Below are 15988 nucleotides of genomic sequence, written 5' to 3' on the forward strand. Positions count from 1 at the left end.
GCACCATGGCGCTTGGTGCCCCGTCACTGGCCTGGTTTTACGCCGCCGCGTGGCCGGTTTTTACTCCGCCGTTGACACCCGCTTCGTCTGTTTACAGCGTTCGAAGCAGTCGTCCGCAGTGGCAGTATCCAGAGTGCTGCCTGCGAGTTGAACGTCACCCAGCCCGCTGTCAGCCAAGCGATCCGAGCACTGGAAGAGCATGTCGGCGTCAAACTTCTCGACCGAAGGGTACGGCCAGCGACTTTGACCCGATGCGGACAAACGCTGTTCGACGCGGTGTCCGGCGGGATGGACCGGTTGGAACATGCGCTCGCTGAGATCAGGGCGAGTGTTACCTCCGAGACAGAGGTGAACATCGCCTGTACCGTATGTACCGGCACTTATTGGCTAATGCCGCGGCTAGCTACATTCTACAGTGCTCATCCCGAGATCAGCGCCAGGGTCGTCACCTCCAACGGAGTTCCGCAGTTCGCACCCGAAACCGATCTGTTGATCCGCTATCGGCGCGATGGCTGGGAGGACGAAAAGAGTGATCTTCTATTTCGCGAACGGGTCATCCCAGTCTGTCAACCTGAGTCAATGACGAGATTTGGGGCCGGGGATTTCGAGGCGGCTACACTTCTTCACGTCAATTCCGACGCCAACGGCTGGGCTGGTTGGGAAGAGTACTTTGAGGCGATGGGGCTTCCAGGGAAACGGCGTGCGGATCTGATTTTCGACAATTACGTCCAGGCGACGCAGGCCGCGCTGGCAGGAATGGGCGTCATGCTGGGTTGGATATCGAACACGGCCGACCTTATTTCACAAGGACGTTTGTCTGCATTTGGTACCCGAACTTTCGAACCTGGTGGGGCATATTACTTGAGCCGCGCTCATCCAAACGGGGCAAAGAAATCCGTGGAGCTGCTTGCGTCGCATTTGCTAACGGAGGATGCGCTGTCCGCTCTGACCGAACGCATAGGGACCAAACCAAACAGTGAGACCTGAAGGGTGGCGCATCGGTTTCACGCGAAGTCGCTACCGAAGCAAACTGATGGTGAGATATCACCTCGAAACCGGCGGCGAGTTTTGTTCGATCCTCCTAAGCGCAATGTTCCTGACAACATCTGACGCGGGGTCTTGGTATCAATGCCAAGATTGTCGGAAAAGAGGAGAAACACCTTGTACATTGTTCTCGCAGGAACCGGACAGGTCGGGTCGGCCGTTGCTCGCGCACTCCTGAGACGGGGTGAGCCCGCTACCGTTGTCACGCGCGATGAGAAGAACGCAGCTTCCCTGCAGCAGGCTGGTGCCGAAGTGGCGGTCGCAAACATTCGGGATGTGGCGCGATTGCGTGAGGTTTTTGGGGCCGGACGACGGGCGTTCTTGCTCAACCCTCCGGCCGATCCCTCTGGCGACACCGATGCGGAAGAACGGGCGAATGTAGATGCCATTGTCGAGGCTCTGGATGGATCCGGTCTCGAAAAGGTCGTTGCAGCATCGACTTACGGTGCACGAGCCGGAGAACGCTGCGGCGACCTGACGGTGCTGTACGAATTCGAGCAAAAGCTACGCGCACAATCCATTCCTGCGGCGGTCAACCGCGCTGCGTACTACATGAGCAACTGGGCCGGCATGCTCGAAGCGGTGCGCGAAGGTGGCAAGCTTCCGAGCTTTTTTCCTGCCGATTTCGTGCTCCCGATGGTCGCTCCCGACGATCTGGGAGAAGCCGCAGCAGAAAGACTTCTGAGCCCAGTCGGCGACATCGATGTTAGATATGTCGAGGGACCCGAACGCTATACGCCGGCGGATGTCGCCAACGCCATCGCCGATACCTTCGGCCTTTCGGTCGAGCTTGAAGTCGTTCCGCGTGAGGCTTGGCAATCCACATTCCTTCAACTCGGGTTCTCTGAAGAAGCTGCGGAGTCCTATGCCTGCATGACTGCAGCTGTCGTTGAGGGCGAAGGTTTTCAGCCTGACAATCCAGATCGTGGAACCACCAGCTTGCGTGACTACATCGGTACGCTGAACCGAGAGTGAGGACCAAGATGCGTGAAGGGGGTGGTAGTTGGCGACGATGGGAGATGTCGGAGACCTAGAGAGTTTGCGCTCCTGCTTGATGTGCTTGTCGCCGCAGGCCGATCCCACATCGTTTATCAACCTTGATCCGTCGAAGCGGGTTGGAGCCTGTTCGTGAGGTCCTCTCCAGATCCTGTGTCGCTACGACTACGCGCTTGGCGACAGTGCCAGCATCTCGAGGTGTATGACGTAGAGACCGTATTGGCGGTCGCGGAAACCGGAAGTTTTCGAAAGGCTGGGCATCTTCTGGGTGTGGGTCAGTCGACCGTCACACGTCGGATCCGCAAGGTAGAAGACGCACTCGGAGTTTCCGTATTCGAGAGGAGCCCAGCCGGTGCGCGGCTAACGGCGGCCGGTTGGAAGTTCACGTTAGAGTCGCGACAACTGGCAAATCGCTTCCTTGAAACAGTGCGAGCTGCGCGAACTGCCGGGATAGGTGGAAAAGGGCAATTGCACCTGGGCCTGACGGCATCCCTGTCGCGAGGAGAATTGCGTGAAGTCGTCGCACGATTTCAGATGCGGCACTGTGAAGTGCGATTGTCCTTCACAGAAACCGACTTGGGCGAGTTGATGACATTGTTAAGTCATAGATTTATAGATTTGGTCGCAGCAGCCGGTGAGCCAACGTCAGAGAACGGCGACATGCTGCTGCTCACAAGAGTACCGCTCTATATCGCCATAGCAGCGGATCATCCCCTAACTCAGCAGCGCAATGTTGAATGGTCAGACGTGGCGATGATGCCTTTCATGGTCAGCGCGGCCGCGCCCGGGCCGACGATTCATGACTACATCATTCGACGGGTCAGCGATTTTGCGCACAAAGTCCGTATCACCGTGCATAGGGTGCGGCGCGAGGGGCTCATGAACCTAGAGGGCCTCGGGCTCGGCATCAGTCTTGTCTGCGAACAATGGTGTGGTGTCCGGTATCCGAATGTCGTGTTCATCCCCCTTAAGAAAAACTGTAAAGCGGAGACGATCCCCTTCTCGTTGACTTGGCGCCCGAAAAACGACAACCCGGCGCTCAGGCGGTTTCTGAGCCTGGCGCGCGAGGTCGCGAAGGCTGATGCAACATCTTCCGGGCCTTCGTAAAGGCACGATCCGTCGCCATGAACCGTTGCAGCATGGGGGCAATCAGCTTCGCCGGTTCGGGCGCTGGTTCTCCGGTTTCACGCGCCATCACGGCGCCATAGTCGAGCAGATCACGATGCACGTCAGGTGGAAGTTCCACAGTCAGCTTGATGGGTTTGTCATCTGGAACGGATGAGAGCTTCAGCTTGGCGGTCATGGCTCAGCCTCCATAGGGTTCGAGGATGAGATCGCGGGTGACTATGACACGCACCGGGAAGCCCGGCCGGATCGTTAGCGTCGGTGCGACCTGCAACTGGCGCTGGACGATCTGCTGGCCTGCATCGTTGATCGTATCCTGCGCGCCATTGCGGATGGCCTGAATCAGACGGTCGTCGTCATCCATGGTGAGTTCGGCCCCGACCGAAAGCAGGGTCGAGAGGCCGGCGGCCTTGGCCAGGTCCCACCAGTGATAATCGACCCCGTCTTCAAGTCCGGCATAGCCTTGGGTATCGGCGCCAGGCTGGCGTTCGAGAACGATCGAACGGCCGTTGGGGAAGATCAGCCGGTTCCAGACGAGCAGCACACGCCGGTCGCCGAAGGTGACGTCGTTGCTGTACTCGCCGATGATGCGCGTACCCTGCGGGATCAGCACCATGCTGCCGGTGGGACTGTCGTAGATGTGCTGGGTGACCTGTGCCGTTATCTGACCGGGAAGGTCGGAGCGGATGCCGGTAATCAGCGCTGCCGGAATGACGGACCCGGCCTGCAGCACGAAGGGCGATGCCGGTGGCATGACGCGGTCGAGTGCGACGGTACGCCGGTCCACCGGGGCGTTGAGGAAGGCGAGATCGTTGTTCTGTGTGGCGCCCGGTTGGTTGCCGAGATTGAGCCCTGCGATGTTTGGCGCTGACGTTTCCCGCGTCGCGCCAGGTGCGGTCTGGAAGAACACCCGGCTGGTGCGCGCCGCTTCTTCTTCGGCAAGCCGTCGTTGTTCCTCCGGATCGACGGCTGGCGCGTTGATCGCCGTCGGCGGAACCGGCTGTCCACGCTCCTGGGCGTCGAGGATCGGTCGGCCGAGATCGCCGGGAAGTGGCGGACCGAGTACTGGACCGGTGTAGTCGCTGGGCAACTCGTTCAATCCGTCGGCGGTATTGCGGTTCTCGGTCGAATAAAGTTCGTCGCTGTCAGCGCCATTGTCGGGCGTCTGAAGCGCGTAGATCAGGGCGCCGCCGACCCCGAGCGCTCCGACCAGACCTAGGCCGGCGAGAACGCGGCGTGAGAGCCGCGTGACGCGCGGCGGGGTTCCCCGGAGGCGCATCCGTTCGGTCGTATCGTCGGCCGGCGCGTCGAGCGGCACTTCCGCTTCGCTGGTGTTGTCGATGTCACTCATGATCCGGGCCTCCCGTCGGTGCGCACGATCCTGACGGTCTGCTGGCGATCGCCACTGCCGAGCCGCAGTTCGGCCGCCGCGAAGATGCGGTCCACGATCAGGATGTTTCGGTAGATGCGGCTATTGACGATTTCCGGCTCGCCATCCGACCCGAGGACGAAGAGCGGCGGCATCTCGCCCTGCACAATCCCGGCTGGGAAGACGATATAGACACGTCTCCCGTCATCGAAGACCGAGACCGGCCGCCAGGGCGGGCTGTCACCCTGCAATCCGTAGCGGTAGTGGCGGGCCGATGCGGCCGGGATCCTCGGTGTTATGGGCGTGGCGCGCTGCGTGGCCGGGGGCTGTGGATAGGCCCATGCGACCGCTGGCATGTAGGGATCGTCGCGCGACCGCAACTCGATCATGTAGGTCCTGCGGTCGGTGGTGATGACGAGATTGGTCACGATGTCTGGCCGCGTCGGCTTGACGAGGATATGAACGCGCCGGGATGTTCCCGAGCCGCTCTCCGTGTCGCCGATGATCCAGCGGGCGGTATCGCCGGCGGCGATGGGACCGGCGCCGGTCAGCGCTTCACCCGGTTCAAGCGCGATGTTGGTGATCTGGCCCGGGGCTGCATAGACCTGATAGAGCGCGCCGTCGCTCCAGGGATAGATCTGAATCGCATTGTAGTAGCCTTCCCGGCGAGGCTCGACTCGGGCGGCCACATTGGCATTCTCGACTTGTCCCGTTGGTGTGGAAGATGCCTGTCCACCTCGCGCGACCGTCCAGGCCGGCGGCGTATGGAGCGGCCTCGGTCGTTCATCGACCGTGGGTCGCTCGACCGTGGGCAGCGGCGGCACGCTGTCATCGTAGCTGATCTCCGGCGGGCGATAGGTGGCGCATCCGGCGAGCGCCGATGCGGAAATCAGCACAAGCGGCAATGCGGTTTTACGGAGAACCGGAAGCGCGGGTTTGCGGACAATCGTGCTCACTGCCCCATCTCCCGCGACCAGTTGATGGCATTGACGTAGATGCCGAGCGGGTTGGCGCGCAGCCTCTCGGCGTCGCGCGGCGGCTGGATGACGATGGTCAGGATCGCGGTCCATCGCTCTGTTGTGGAAAGCTGGCCGTTCTCGTAATGCCGCTCGGTCCAGGCGACGCGGAAGGAATTCGGCGAGGCCCGAATGACGCTGGAGACCTCCACGGCGATCTGCTGACGTCCGACCCGTGTGAACGGGTCGTTGGCGCGGGCATAGTCGTTAAGCGCCAGCGCGCCACGATCCGTGGTGAACTCGTACGCGCGCAGCCAGTTCTGGCGCACGATGATTGCGTCAGCGGGGATCGCGCGCACCTGCTCGATAAAGTGTGCGAGATGGAAGGCGATCTGCGGATCGCTTGGCTCGAAGCTGGCGTCCGCGGGGCCGACAGCATGGGCTTCGCCGAGATTGTCGACTTCGACGACCCAGGGCACGACGTTGCCGGTCGTGGACTGCCAGACCAGGGCGCTTGCGAAGCCGCCGGAGAGGATCAGGCAGCCGAACGCCATCAGACGCCAGTTGCGGGCCTGCACGCGGGCCGAGCCGATGCGCTCGTCCCAGACCTGGGCCGCGCGTTGATATGGCGTCTCCGGTTCGGGGGATTTGCCGTAATGGGTGGTGGATCGTTTGAAGAAGCTCATGAGCGATTCCCCTCGGAAAGATTGACAGAACTGGCGCCGCCGTGGCTGTCGCCGGAGCGCACGGCATGCGCGGCGGCCTGGACGCCGTGGGAGAGACGCTGCGAGCGCTTCATGCGCTTCGCCCAGTCAGGCGCACCATCGGTTGGTGTGGATGGAGCGGCGGCGGCGCCTGCAGTGCTGGCGGTATCGCCCGGTGTCCCGCCGGTGGTTTCGAAGGCCGATCGAGCACCCGACTGGAAACTCTGTTTCATGCTGCCGGACGCTCTGGCCGCGGCGCTCCGCAACGGGGACGTCGCGGCCTTCGCGCCTGTGCTCGCCACCGCGCCGAGACCGGAAGCAACGCCGGCGGCGCCGGACTGACCCGCCGATCCGAGACTGTAGGCGGTTGCCGCTCCGCCTGCTGCAGCGGCGCCGCCGCGCGCTGCGGCGGCTGTACCGGAGAGCGCCATGCCGCCACCTCTGGCGGCGAGACCCGCGGCGCCCGCGCCTGCCAGGGCAGCGCCGCCCACGGCAAGGCCGGTCCCGACGGCCGCACCCGCGCCGAGTTGCGGTCCGCCAGAGACGATGCCGTTGGCGATGCCCGGTCCGAAGATGCCGAGGCCGAGCAGCGACAGCGCTGCGAGCACCACGGCCATCGCCTCGTCGATCGTCGGCGTGACGCCGCCGAAACCGGCGGTGAACTGCGAAAACAAGGTCGAGCCGATGCCGATGATGACCGCAAGGACCAGCACCTTGATGCCGGACGAGATGACGTTGCCGAGCACCCGTTCGGCCATGAAGGCAGTCTTGCCGAAGAGGCCGAAGGGAATGAGGACGAAGCCGGCGAGTGTCGTCAGCTTGAACTCGATCAGGGTGATGAAGAGCTGGATCGACAGGATGAAGAAGGCGAGCAGAACCAGCGCCCAGGCGAAGAGCAGGCACGCGATCTGGATGAAGTTCTCGAAGAAGGCGACCCAGCCCATCAGGTCCGAAATGGATTCGAGCAGTGGCCGCGCCGCATCGAGCCCGGTCTGGGCGACACGGCCTGGGCGCATCAGATCGGCCGCGGTGAAGCCGGTGCCCGAGGCCATCAGGCCAAGTCCGGCGAAGCTCTCGAAGACGATGCGGGCGAGATTGTTCCAGTTGCCGATGATATAGGCAAAGACGCCGACGAAGAGCGTCTTCTTGACGAGCCGCGCGATGATGTCGTCGTCGGCGCCCCAGGACCAGAAGAGCGCGGCGAGCGTCACGTCGATGACGATCAAGGTAGTGGCGATGAAGGCGACCTCGCCGCCGAGCAGACCGAAACCGCTGTCGATATAGCTGGTGAAGACCCCGAGGAATTCGTCAATGATGCCGGTATCGTCCATGGATCATTGACTCTCGTTGTCGCGCTGGACGGGCTCGGAGGGCATGCGGCCGAGGAAGCGGTCGCGAGTCTCGGCCCAGACCGCGAGACACTCGGTGTCACGAACGGCGGCTTCGCCAAGTTGCTGGCAGCGGCGCTGTTCCGCGCGCAGCGGATCGACGGAGGGCGCAAAGGCTGGCGCGGGCGCCGGTCGTGCAGGCTCCTCATCGCGCGTCAACTCGATCACCGTCGCCGTGATGGCGAAGGCGACGAAGACGACCGCTCCGATCCGCACCAGGGTCTTGCCCTCCATCGTTGCCTCCTTTCCGGCCATCGGCCGCGTCAGTTGTTGCCTGTGTTGAACATCCGCGCGTTGCCGGGCTGGTAACCGCTGCCGGGCGTCAGGAAGCGCTCGCGTTGGACGCGCCCCTGTTCGGCGGCGGCGGCGCGTTCGGCGTCGGTCAGCGCCTGGGCGCGGCCATTGGCGGCAATGACGGCCGTGAGGTCGGATAGTTGCTGGGCCTGCAATGCGAGGAGCTGATTGCCGGCCTGCGTCGCCTGCAGCGCGCCGGTCGCCCCCTGGCTCTGGTCGACAAGCGCTTCCATCTGGGCGCGGTTGGTCTCGATATTGCCCACCACGCCGGCCTGGACGCGCATTGCGTCCTGTAGACCGCCGACCGTGTTTTCCCAGCGCGAGCGCGCATCGGCCACGAGCTGCTGCTCGGAAGCGCTCAGGTCGATATTGGCGTAGTTCTGCTGGAAGACCTGGTCGATCTGCTGGACGTCGAAGGCGATGTTCTGCGCCTGCTGAAGCAGGGACTGAGTGCGGCCGACCGCCTGCTGAAGCTGCTGGAGTGACGAGTACGGCAGGTTTGCGAGATTGCGCGCCTGGTTGATGAGCATCTGCGCTTCGTTCTGAAGCTGTGTGATCTGGTTGTTGATCTGCTCGAGGGCGCGGGCCGCCTGCAGCACGTTCTGCGCATAGTTGGTGGGATCGTAGACGATCCAAGCTGCCGAGGCCGGCGGCGCCAGCACCATCGGCAGCACGGCGACCGGTGCGGCGATGAGCGCGGCGGCAAAGCGGGTCGCGCGTGAACGGGATTTACGTGTCTTCATGGTCAGTCTCCTTCTTGGGCTGGCGGGTGAGATTGCTGAGATCGGGAATGAGATCGGCCGCCCAGTCGACGCCGCGCTCCCGCAGCCAGGCAGGGAGGAAGTCCGTGTGGCCATGTTCGGTAAGAATGCGCGCGATGGCGGTCTGGTCGGTCTTGGCCGAGGTGGCGCAGAGCGCCAGCGCCACCTCGCTGAGGCCCAGCTCGAATAGCCGGTTGCCGCGCCGCGACTGGCAGTAATAATCGCGCTTGGGCGTGGCGCGCGCGAGGATCTCGATCTGGCGGTCGTTGAGGCCGAAGCGCCGGTAGATCGCGGTGATCTGCGGCTCGATCGCGCGCTCGTTCGGGAGCAGCAACCGCGTCTGGCAGCTCTCGATGATCGCGGGTGCGATGGCCGAACCGTCGATATCGCTGAGGCTTTGCGTGGCAAAGACGACGGAAGCGTTCTTCTTCCGGAGCGTCTTCAGCCATTCGCGGAGCTGGCCGGCGAACCCTTCGTCATCGAGCGCCAGCCAGCCCTCATCGATGATGATGAGGGTCGGCGATCCGTCGAGCCGGTCCTCGATGCGATGGAAGAGATAGGCCAGGACGGCGGGCGCCGCGCCGGTGCCGATTAGACCCGCGGTCTCGAAAGCCTGCACGCTCGCTCCGCCGAGATGCTCGGTCTCCGCATCGAGCAACCGTCCGTAGGCGCCGCCGACACAATAGGGCCTGAGCGCCTGCTTCAGGTCATTGGACTGGAGCAGGACTGCGAGGCCGGTGATCGTGCGTTCCCCGGCGGGCGCGGATGCGAGCGAGGTGAGTGCCGTCCAGAGATGCTCCTTCACCTCGGGCGTGATCTCGACGCCTTCGCGCATCAGGATCGCCACGACCCAGTCTGCGGCCCAGGCCCGCTCCGCCGGCTCTTCGAGACGCGACAGCGGCTGCAACGAGACGCTCTGATCATCGCCTTCGGTCAGGCCGCCGCCCAGATCGTGCCAGTCGCCGCCCATGGCGAGCGCGGCGGCGCGGATCGACCCGCCGAAATCGAAGGCGAAGACCTGGGCACCGGCATAGCGGCGGAACTGAAGCGCCATCAGCGCCAGCAGCACGGACTTGCCCGCGCCGGTCGGGCCGACGACGAGCGTGTGCCCGACATCGCCGACATGAAGGGAAAACCGGAACGGGGTGGAGCCCTCGGTCTTGCCGAACAGCAGCGGGGGCGCTGCAAGATGCTCGTCCCGTTCCGGCCCCGCCCACACGGCACTGAGGGGGATCATGTGGGCGAGATTGAGCGTGGAGATCGGCGGCTGGCGGACATTGGCGTAGACATGTCCTGGCAGCGATCCGAGCCACGCATCGACTGCGTTGATGGTCTCGGGCATTGCGGTGAAGTCGCGACCCTGGATGACCTTCTCGACCAGACGCAGCTTTTCGTCGGCAACGCGCGGATCGGTGTCCCACGCCGTCACCGTCGCGGTGACATAGGCGACACCGGCATAGTCCGCGCCGAGCTCCTGTAGGGCGAGATCGGCATCGGCGGCCTTGTTCGACGCATCGGTGTCGACCAGCACCGAGGCCTCGTTGGTCATCACCTCCTTGAGGATGGCGGCGATCGACTTGCGCTTGGCGAACCATTGCCGGCGGATGCGCGTCAGCAGTTTGGTCGCATCGGTCTTGTCCATGAGGATCGCGCGGGTCGACCAGCGATAGGGGAAGGCGAGCCGGTTGAGCTCGTCGAGCAGGCCAGGCGTGGTCGTCGTCGGGAATCCGGTGATCGTCAGGACGCGCAGATGCTCGTCGCCAAGCCGTGGCTCCAGCCCGCCGGCGAGCGGTTGATCGGCGAGTAGCGCGTCGAGATACATCGGCGTCTCGGGGACGCGAACACGGTGACGCTTGGTGGAGACGCAGCCGTGCAGGTAGGTCAGCGTCTCGGCGTCATCGAGCCAGCGGCATTCGGGCATGAAAGCATCGACCAGGCGGAGCACGCGGTCGGTGCGGTCTGCGAAGCCGGTGAGAATCTCGTGCGGATCGATGCCCTTGATCTCGCGGCCTTCATAGAGCCAGCTCTCGGCACGCGCTGCATCCTCGGCCGGCGGCAGATAGGTGAAGGTGAGGAAATAGCTCGACTCGAAATGCGACCCGGCTTCCTCGAAGCTCGCCTTGCGCTCGGCGTCGACCAGGGCGGAGGCGGCATCGGGAAAGCGACTGTCGGGATAGAGGTTCGAAGGGTGGCGCTGCGCCTCGACGAAGATCGCCCAGCCCGAACCGAGACGGCGGAAGGCGTTGTTCAACCTGCCGGCAGCAGCGATCAGCTCCGCCGGGACAGCGGAATCGAGATCCGGCCCCCGGAACCGTGCTGTGCGCTGGAAGCTGCCATCCTTGTTGAGGACAATGCCCTGTCCGGCCAGCGCCACCCAGGGCAGATAGTCGGCGAGCCGGGTGTTGCGGTTGCGGTACTCGGCTAGGTTCATCATTGCCCTGCACTCCCCTTCAGACGGTCAGATGCGCGGGAATGCGCAGATGGCGGCGGCCGACCTCGACGAAGAGCGGATCGCGCTTGGCGGCCCAGACCGCCGCGATGTGACCGATTGCCCAGATCGCGATGCCGACCAGCCAGAGACGCAGGCCGAGGCCGACCGCGCCGGCGAGCGTGCCGTTCATGATGGCGATCGCGCGTGGCGCACCACCGAGCAGGATCGGGTCGGTCAGCGCCCGGTGAACCGGTACCGAATAGCCGAGCAGTTCCCCGCTGTGCCCTTCCTCGCCAGCCATCAGATCAGCGCCCCGCCGCCGAAGGAAAAGAAGGACAGGAAGAAGGAACTCGCCGCGAAGGCGATCGACAGGCCGAAGACGATCTGGATCAGGCGCCGGAACCCGCCGGACGTGTCGCCGAAAGCAAGCGTGAGGCCGGTGATGATAATGATTATGACGGCGATGATCTTGGCGACAGGCCCCTCGATGGATTCGAGGATGGACTGAAGCGGCGCCTCCCAGGGCATGGAGGAGCCGGAGGCGTGCGCGGCGGGCGTCGTCATCATGGCAATGACCACGACCGACGCGCCGGTCGCCAGTTTCTGACGGATGTTATGCAGGGTCTGGTTCATGGGGGCTTTCCTTTGCGACTACTGTGGGAAGAGGTGTGTCCGGAGCTTCGATCGCTTTCACGACGCGATAGTCGCCGTCGGGCGTGAGGCCCTGGACGCGCGCGAGCTCCGCGAGGCGGCGTCCGGAGCCGCGTCCCGACAGCACGGCCACGAGATCGATGGTTTCCGCGATTAGTGCGCGCGGGACGGTGATGACGGCTTCCTGAATGAGCTGCTCGAGACGGCGCAGCGCGCCGAGCGCCGTGCCCGCATGGATCGTGCCGATGCCGCCCGGGTGGCCGGTGCCCCATGCTTTGAGCAAGTCTAGCGCCTCGCTGCCGCGGACCTCGCCAATGGGAATGCGGTCTGGCCGCAGGCGCAGTGACGAGCGGACGAGATCGGAGAGCGAGGCGACGCCGTCCTTGGTCCGCATGGCGACGAGGTTCGGCGCGGTGCATTGCAGCTCGCGCGTATCCTCGATGATCACGACACGGTCGGCGGTCTTGGCGACCTCGGCAAGCAGCGCATTGGTGAGCGTGGTCTTGCCGGTCGAGGTGCCGCCGGCGACAAGGATGTTGGCGCGCGCCGCGACCCCGGCTCGCAAGGTAGGTGCCTGCTCAGCCGTCATGATGCCGGCGGCGACATAGTCGTCGAGGGAGAACACAGCGACAGCCGGCTTGCGGATCGCGAAAGCCGGTGCCGCCACCACCGGCGGCAGAACGCCCTCGAAGCGCTCCCCCGTTCCGGGCAGTTCCGCCGAGACGCGAGGGTTTCCGGTATGGACCTCGGCGCCGACATGATGGGCGACCAGGCGGATGATGCGCTCGCCGTCTTCCGGTGCCAGGCGCTCGCCCGCATCGGAGAGGCCCTCGGAGAGGCGATCGATCCAGAGCCGCCCGTCCGGATTCAGCATCACCTCGACGACTCCCGGGTCTTGCAGGAAAGACGCGATGGCCGGACCGAGCGCGGTGCGCAGCATTCGTGCGCCGCGCTCGATCCCTTCCGAATTGTTCTGTGAGGCTGCCATCCGATCCCCGATTCCAGCGGGGACAAACAGGCGATCCCCATGCGGGGATGATTAAAAGAGCCTGATTTAGAGCCGATTCAACAAGGAATTAGCGCGGTCGTGGTGTAGCGTGCAAAGACAGGAAAACGGCGAGCGCAAAAGTGTGGTTAGTGGGAATACTCAGAACATAAAGCGTCAATTATAGCTGTTTGCGACTTCTCACCATCCTGCCAACTTGTTACGCTAGGCTCATGCAACGATCTGGCCGATTGCTTAAACTTCTTCAGGTGCTGCGCGAGCGGCGGACGGCGGTCACGGCGCAGGTCTTAGCCAGTCGATTCGACGTATCTGAGCGTACGATCTACCGCGACATCGATACACTGGCGGAACTGGGCGTTCCTGTAGTGGGTGAAGCTGGAGTTGGCTTCATCCTGCTGCCCGGTTTTTTTCTTCCGCCAATGGCGCTAACCCAAGTCGAGGCGGACGCAATCCTACTTGGGCTACGGTTTGTTGCGGCTCGAGGCGATGAAGAAATAGCGACTGCCGCCGATACAGCACTCGGTAAGATCACGGAGAATATGGGGGATGATGAAGCAGCCTCCATGCGTTGGAATGGCCTCACAGCGGGTCCGGCAGGAAGTGGAAAACTGGCCGAATTGGCAACTATCCGCGCGGCATTGCGAAGTCAGAAGAAGTTACAGATCGGGTATCGATCTGGCGACGGCGAAGAGCGCACCCGCATCATCTGGCCTGTGGCAATCGGGTTCTTTGGCCAAGCGGAGCTACTGGCGGCATGGTGTGAGATGCGCGACGCTTTCCGACACTTCCGCCTCGACCGAATCGGCGAACTTCAGACCTTGCCGGACACGCTGCCGCGCTCCCGTCGGAGCTTATTGGCTGAATACCGGCTTATGGAGCCACATGCGAACCTATAGCAGTTGACGTGGTCAGCCAGGACGACTGACACGACTCGTTCCTCGAACAATATCGCTGACTCAAGCTTGAACTCGCGGCTAAGTTTCCTTTTCCGCGTTCACAAACTCCGGCGTCGACAAAAACACCTTACCTTAACGCCACGAAACCTGCGGCGGGCCGGATGGCTAGAATTAGCGAGGGGAATATCTAACGACACTCACCTTTATGATCCATATAAGATGGTTTCGAGAAACGCGATGCGACATCAAATTCTTGGTAGGGGTCGTCTAAATGTGCGCCCTGTGATCAATCATACAGATCTAATACCATATTGAATCATCCGTATCGCGCCCCTTGGCAATCATTCCAACTAATATACTCAGAATGAGACCCGCAGATACACCGATAACGAGTGCATCGAGCGCGAGTCCAATGGCGGCACCAAGAGCCACGCCGATTGCAATGGATGAGCCCGTTAAGCGAATGATGACCTCCGGTTCTGAACAATGGATGATGCCGACTATCAGAAGGTGCGGCACTCTAAATCTCCAACTCGGTCACCGCATCGACGCGCTTGACCTTCCGGTGGGGCCAAGGCGTCGACGCTTCAGTCTTTTGCCCAGCCGAGCCTATGACAAGGTGTTATGAAAAGCTCGGATGTCGGCTGCCAGCAACTCGGGCACCTCGAGCGCCGGGAAATGTCCCCCCTGCCGGATCTCGCTCCAATGCACCAGGTTCTGCAGGTGGCGCTCACCCCAAGCGCGCGGCGCGGGCGAGTCGGCGGGGCCCGGCACCATTACACCCTGCGGGACGCCGTGCTTCGGCATAGGCAGTTTGAACTCCTCGTCGGCGAATGCCTCTTTATAGAGCCGTATGGATGACCCAATGGTCTCGGTGAACCAGTAGACCGAGAGCAGTGTGCAGAGGTCGTCGAGCTGATACGTCGCCTCGATGCCGCCCTCTGCAAGCGCGCTCCAGCCATGGAACTTCTCGAGTGCCCACGCTGCGAGCCCTGCGGGCGAATCGTTGAGGGCCGGCGCCAGTGATTGCGGCTTCGTACCCTGCAGCATTGCGTAACCACCCTCGGCCAATCCCCAATAGTCAATCTGCTGAAAATAGGCTTCTTCTTCGAGGGTCGGGTCTGCCGGACGCGGATACTGCGAGTAGACGTTTACGTAATGTGCCCCGTGTATTCGGTCGGGATGGTTCCGCACCAGACCGAGGCCGACGCCGGCGCCCATGTCGGTGCCGGAGAAGACAAACCGCTGATAGCCGAGGTCACTCATTAGCTTGGCCCAAAGGTGCGCCATGCGGGTGAGGTTCATGCCCCTCTGTCGCGGCCGGCTTGAAAAGCCAAACCCTTGCAAAGACGGGATCACTAGATCAAACGAGATGCCATTTTCTGCCTGCGTCAAGAGTGGGACCAAGGGCAGTAGCTCGACGAAATTGGACGGCCAGCCATTGGTCAGCAGCAGAGGGTCTCGCTGCTGACCCTCGCCCTTTATATGCAGGAAGTGCACGGTCTCACCGTCAATTTCGGCGAGGAAGTGCGGATAATCATTGAGACGCTGCTCTGCTGCGCGCCAATCGAAGTTGTCTGCCCAATGCGCGACAAAGCGCCGGAGGAAGCCTATGTCGGTACCGTATTCCCAGCCAATATCTTCGAGGGTGTCGGGGAAGCGGGTGGCTTTCAGCCGTCGCCGCAGGTCAACTAGCTGTTCTTCGGCTATGGCGATTTTGAATGGTTGCATGTTAGCTTCTCGCAGCTCAAATTGCTTACACGCGCATTGTACTCGCGCTCTTTGACAGAACGCGTCAGTAGATATTGCCCAAGGGATGTCTGTCCCCTCTTTCATCAATGCAGACGCGTTCCGCTTACCATTCGGGTGAAGCGCAGAAAGTTCATCGTAGCACGCGTGCGTTCCCACGCGCCGCAGCTTTACAAAAGGTTACTTTCGGTATTCCGTCCATCCCACGTCCTCAGAGACTTCTTGCCTAAGCTTGGGCCCCTGAGCCAACCGGCGACCTAAAGCCGCTATGAATGCCTCATATCGTTCTCCCGCTTTCGCCCGCGCGGCTTGCGCCGCCGGCTCCGGCAGGGCAGGTGTTGTCGCCAGCCAGAAGCGAACGAAAATAGCCAACGTCTCGACAGATATCCCCATATCGCGTTCCAGACGTGTCATGCGGCGATCGATCTGATCCAGACGTTTTGCGACGACGGCTTCACGCCTTTCAGCATCGTCCGGCGACAGGAAGGAGGCGATCGCCGCCTCCGCGATCATCGACTGTGACTGCTCGCGCCGCGCCGCATAGTCCACCAGCATGGTCATGATGTCCGGGTCGAGATAGACGGAGATCTGTGTCTTTTTTTTGCGGCCGGGCATCGG

General features: G+C 62.7%; 18 protein-coding genes. 4 read left to right on the forward strand and 14 right to left on the reverse strand.

The annotated features are described in order from the left end of the window. Nucleotides 1-87: 87 nt before the first annotated feature. From DC366_RS17815 to DC366_RS17825, 3 genes are all read left to right on the forward strand, one after another. Nucleotides 88-987: a LysR family transcriptional regulator gene (locus DC366_RS17815; protein ID WP_279305770.1), complete on the forward strand. Its 900-nt coding sequence runs from the start codon at nucleotides 88-90 to the stop codon at nucleotides 985-987. Nucleotides 988-1161: 174 nt separating this feature from the next. Next, nucleotides 1162-2019 carry an NmrA family NAD(P)-binding protein gene (locus tag DC366_RS17820; RefSeq protein WP_108693546.1) on the forward strand — a complete coding sequence of 286 codons (858 nt, stop codon included), beginning with the start codon at nucleotides 1162-1164 and terminating at the stop codon, nucleotides 2017-2019. A gap of 219 nt (nucleotides 2020-2238) precedes the next feature. Then, entirely contained in the window at nucleotides 2239-3147 is a 909-nt protein-coding gene (locus DC366_RS17825; protein WP_133176242.1) for a LysR family transcriptional regulator, read from the forward strand. Here the strand turns inward: DC366_RS17825 and DC366_RS17830 are convergent. From DC366_RS17830 to trbB, 11 genes are all read right to left on the reverse strand, one after another. Then, the gene (locus tag DC366_RS17830) at nucleotides 3080-3343 is read right to left on the reverse strand and encodes a DUF2274 domain-containing protein (protein WP_108693548.1); all 264 of its coding nucleotides are present in this window, start codon (nucleotides 3341-3343) and stop codon (nucleotides 3080-3082) included. The two genes, DC366_RS17825 and DC366_RS17830, sit on opposite strands and share 68 nt — an antisense overlap. A 3-nt stretch (nucleotides 3344-3346) precedes the next feature. Further along, a complete protein-coding gene (locus tag DC366_RS17835) occupies nucleotides 3347-4444 on the reverse strand; it encodes a TraB/TrbI/VirB10 family type IV secretion system protein (protein WP_243405212.1) in 1098 nt (365 codons plus the stop codon). Between the two features lie 68 nt (nucleotides 4445-4512). Next, entirely contained in the window at nucleotides 4513-5481 is a 969-nt protein-coding gene (trbG, locus tag DC366_RS17840; protein ID WP_439331672.1) for a P-type conjugative transfer protein TrbG, read from the reverse strand. A gap of 5 nt (nucleotides 5482-5486) precedes the next feature. Next, complete coding sequence (trbF, locus tag DC366_RS17845; protein WP_108693551.1) at nucleotides 5487-6176, reverse strand: conjugal transfer protein TrbF; 690 nt, start codon at nucleotides 6174-6176, stop codon at nucleotides 5487-5489. Then, nucleotides 6173-7525 carry a P-type conjugative transfer protein TrbL gene (gene trbL / locus DC366_RS17850; RefSeq protein ID WP_108693552.1) on the reverse strand — a complete coding sequence of 451 codons (1353 nt, stop codon included), beginning with the start codon at nucleotides 7523-7525 and terminating at the stop codon, nucleotides 6173-6175. The genes trbF and trbL overlap by 4 nt, the downstream gene beginning before the upstream one ends. A gap of 3 nt (nucleotides 7526-7528) precedes the next feature. Next, complete coding sequence (trbK-alt, locus tag DC366_RS17855) at nucleotides 7529-7816, reverse strand: putative entry exclusion protein TrbK-alt (protein WP_108693575.1); 288 nt, start codon at nucleotides 7814-7816, stop codon at nucleotides 7529-7531. 29 nt (nucleotides 7817-7845) lie between these two features. Then, on the reverse strand, nucleotides 7846-8619 hold the full coding sequence (trbJ, locus tag DC366_RS17860) for a P-type conjugative transfer protein TrbJ (protein ID WP_108693553.1): 774 nt from the start codon (nucleotides 8617-8619) through the stop codon (nucleotides 7846-7848). After that, nucleotides 8606-11071, reverse strand: a complete 2466-nt coding sequence (gene trbE, locus DC366_RS17865; protein WP_108693554.1) for a conjugal transfer protein TrbE — start codon at nucleotides 11069-11071, stop codon at nucleotides 8606-8608. The genes trbJ and trbE overlap by 14 nt, the downstream gene beginning before the upstream one ends. Before the next feature lie 16 nt (nucleotides 11072-11087). After that, entirely contained in the window at nucleotides 11088-11369 is a 282-nt protein-coding gene (locus DC366_RS17870) for a VirB3 family type IV secretion system protein (RefSeq protein WP_108693555.1), read from the reverse strand. After that, nucleotides 11369-11701 carry a TrbC/VirB2 family type IV secretion system protein gene (locus DC366_RS17875; RefSeq protein ID WP_108693556.1) on the reverse strand — a complete coding sequence of 111 codons (333 nt, stop codon included), beginning with the start codon at nucleotides 11699-11701 and terminating at the stop codon, nucleotides 11369-11371. Before DC366_RS17875 ends, DC366_RS17870 begins: the two co-directional genes overlap by 1 nt. Further along, entirely contained in the window at nucleotides 11682-12659 is a 978-nt protein-coding gene (gene trbB, locus DC366_RS17880) for a P-type conjugative transfer ATPase TrbB (protein WP_439331673.1), read from the reverse strand. Before trbB ends, DC366_RS17875 begins: the two co-directional genes overlap by 20 nt. 296 nt (nucleotides 12660-12955) lie before the next feature. Between trbB and DC366_RS17885 the strand changes: the two genes are divergently transcribed. Continuing rightward, nucleotides 12956-13621, forward strand: coding sequence for a helix-turn-helix transcriptional regulator (locus tag DC366_RS17885; RefSeq protein WP_165802957.1), 666 nt, complete (start codon nucleotides 12956-12958; stop codon nucleotides 13619-13621). A gap of 300 nt (nucleotides 13622-13921) precedes the next feature. Here DC366_RS17885 and DC366_RS20660 read toward each other — a convergent pair whose 3' ends face one another. The 3 genes from DC366_RS20660 to DC366_RS17900 form a co-directional block, all read right to left on the reverse strand. Then, nucleotides 13922-14140 (reverse strand): glycine zipper domain-containing protein, encoded by a 219-nt coding sequence (locus DC366_RS20660; RefSeq protein ID WP_108693559.1) that lies wholly within the window; start codon nucleotides 14138-14140, stop codon nucleotides 13922-13924. A 90-nt stretch (nucleotides 14141-14230) separates the two neighbouring features. Next, a complete protein-coding gene (locus DC366_RS17895; RefSeq protein WP_108693560.1) occupies nucleotides 14231-15352 on the reverse strand; it encodes an epoxide hydrolase family protein in 1122 nt (373 codons plus the stop codon). A 198-nt stretch (nucleotides 15353-15550) separates the two neighbouring features. Then, nucleotides 15551-15985: a CopG family transcriptional regulator gene (locus DC366_RS17900; protein ID WP_108693561.1), complete on the reverse strand. Its 435-nt coding sequence runs from the start codon at nucleotides 15983-15985 to the stop codon at nucleotides 15551-15553. Between the last annotated feature and the right edge of the window lie 3 nt (nucleotides 15986-15988).

It is taken from the genome of Pelagivirga sediminicola, from assembly GCF_003072125.1.
Classification (GTDB): Bacteria; Pseudomonadota; Alphaproteobacteria; order Rhodobacterales; family Rhodobacteraceae; genus Roseovarius; species Roseovarius sediminicola.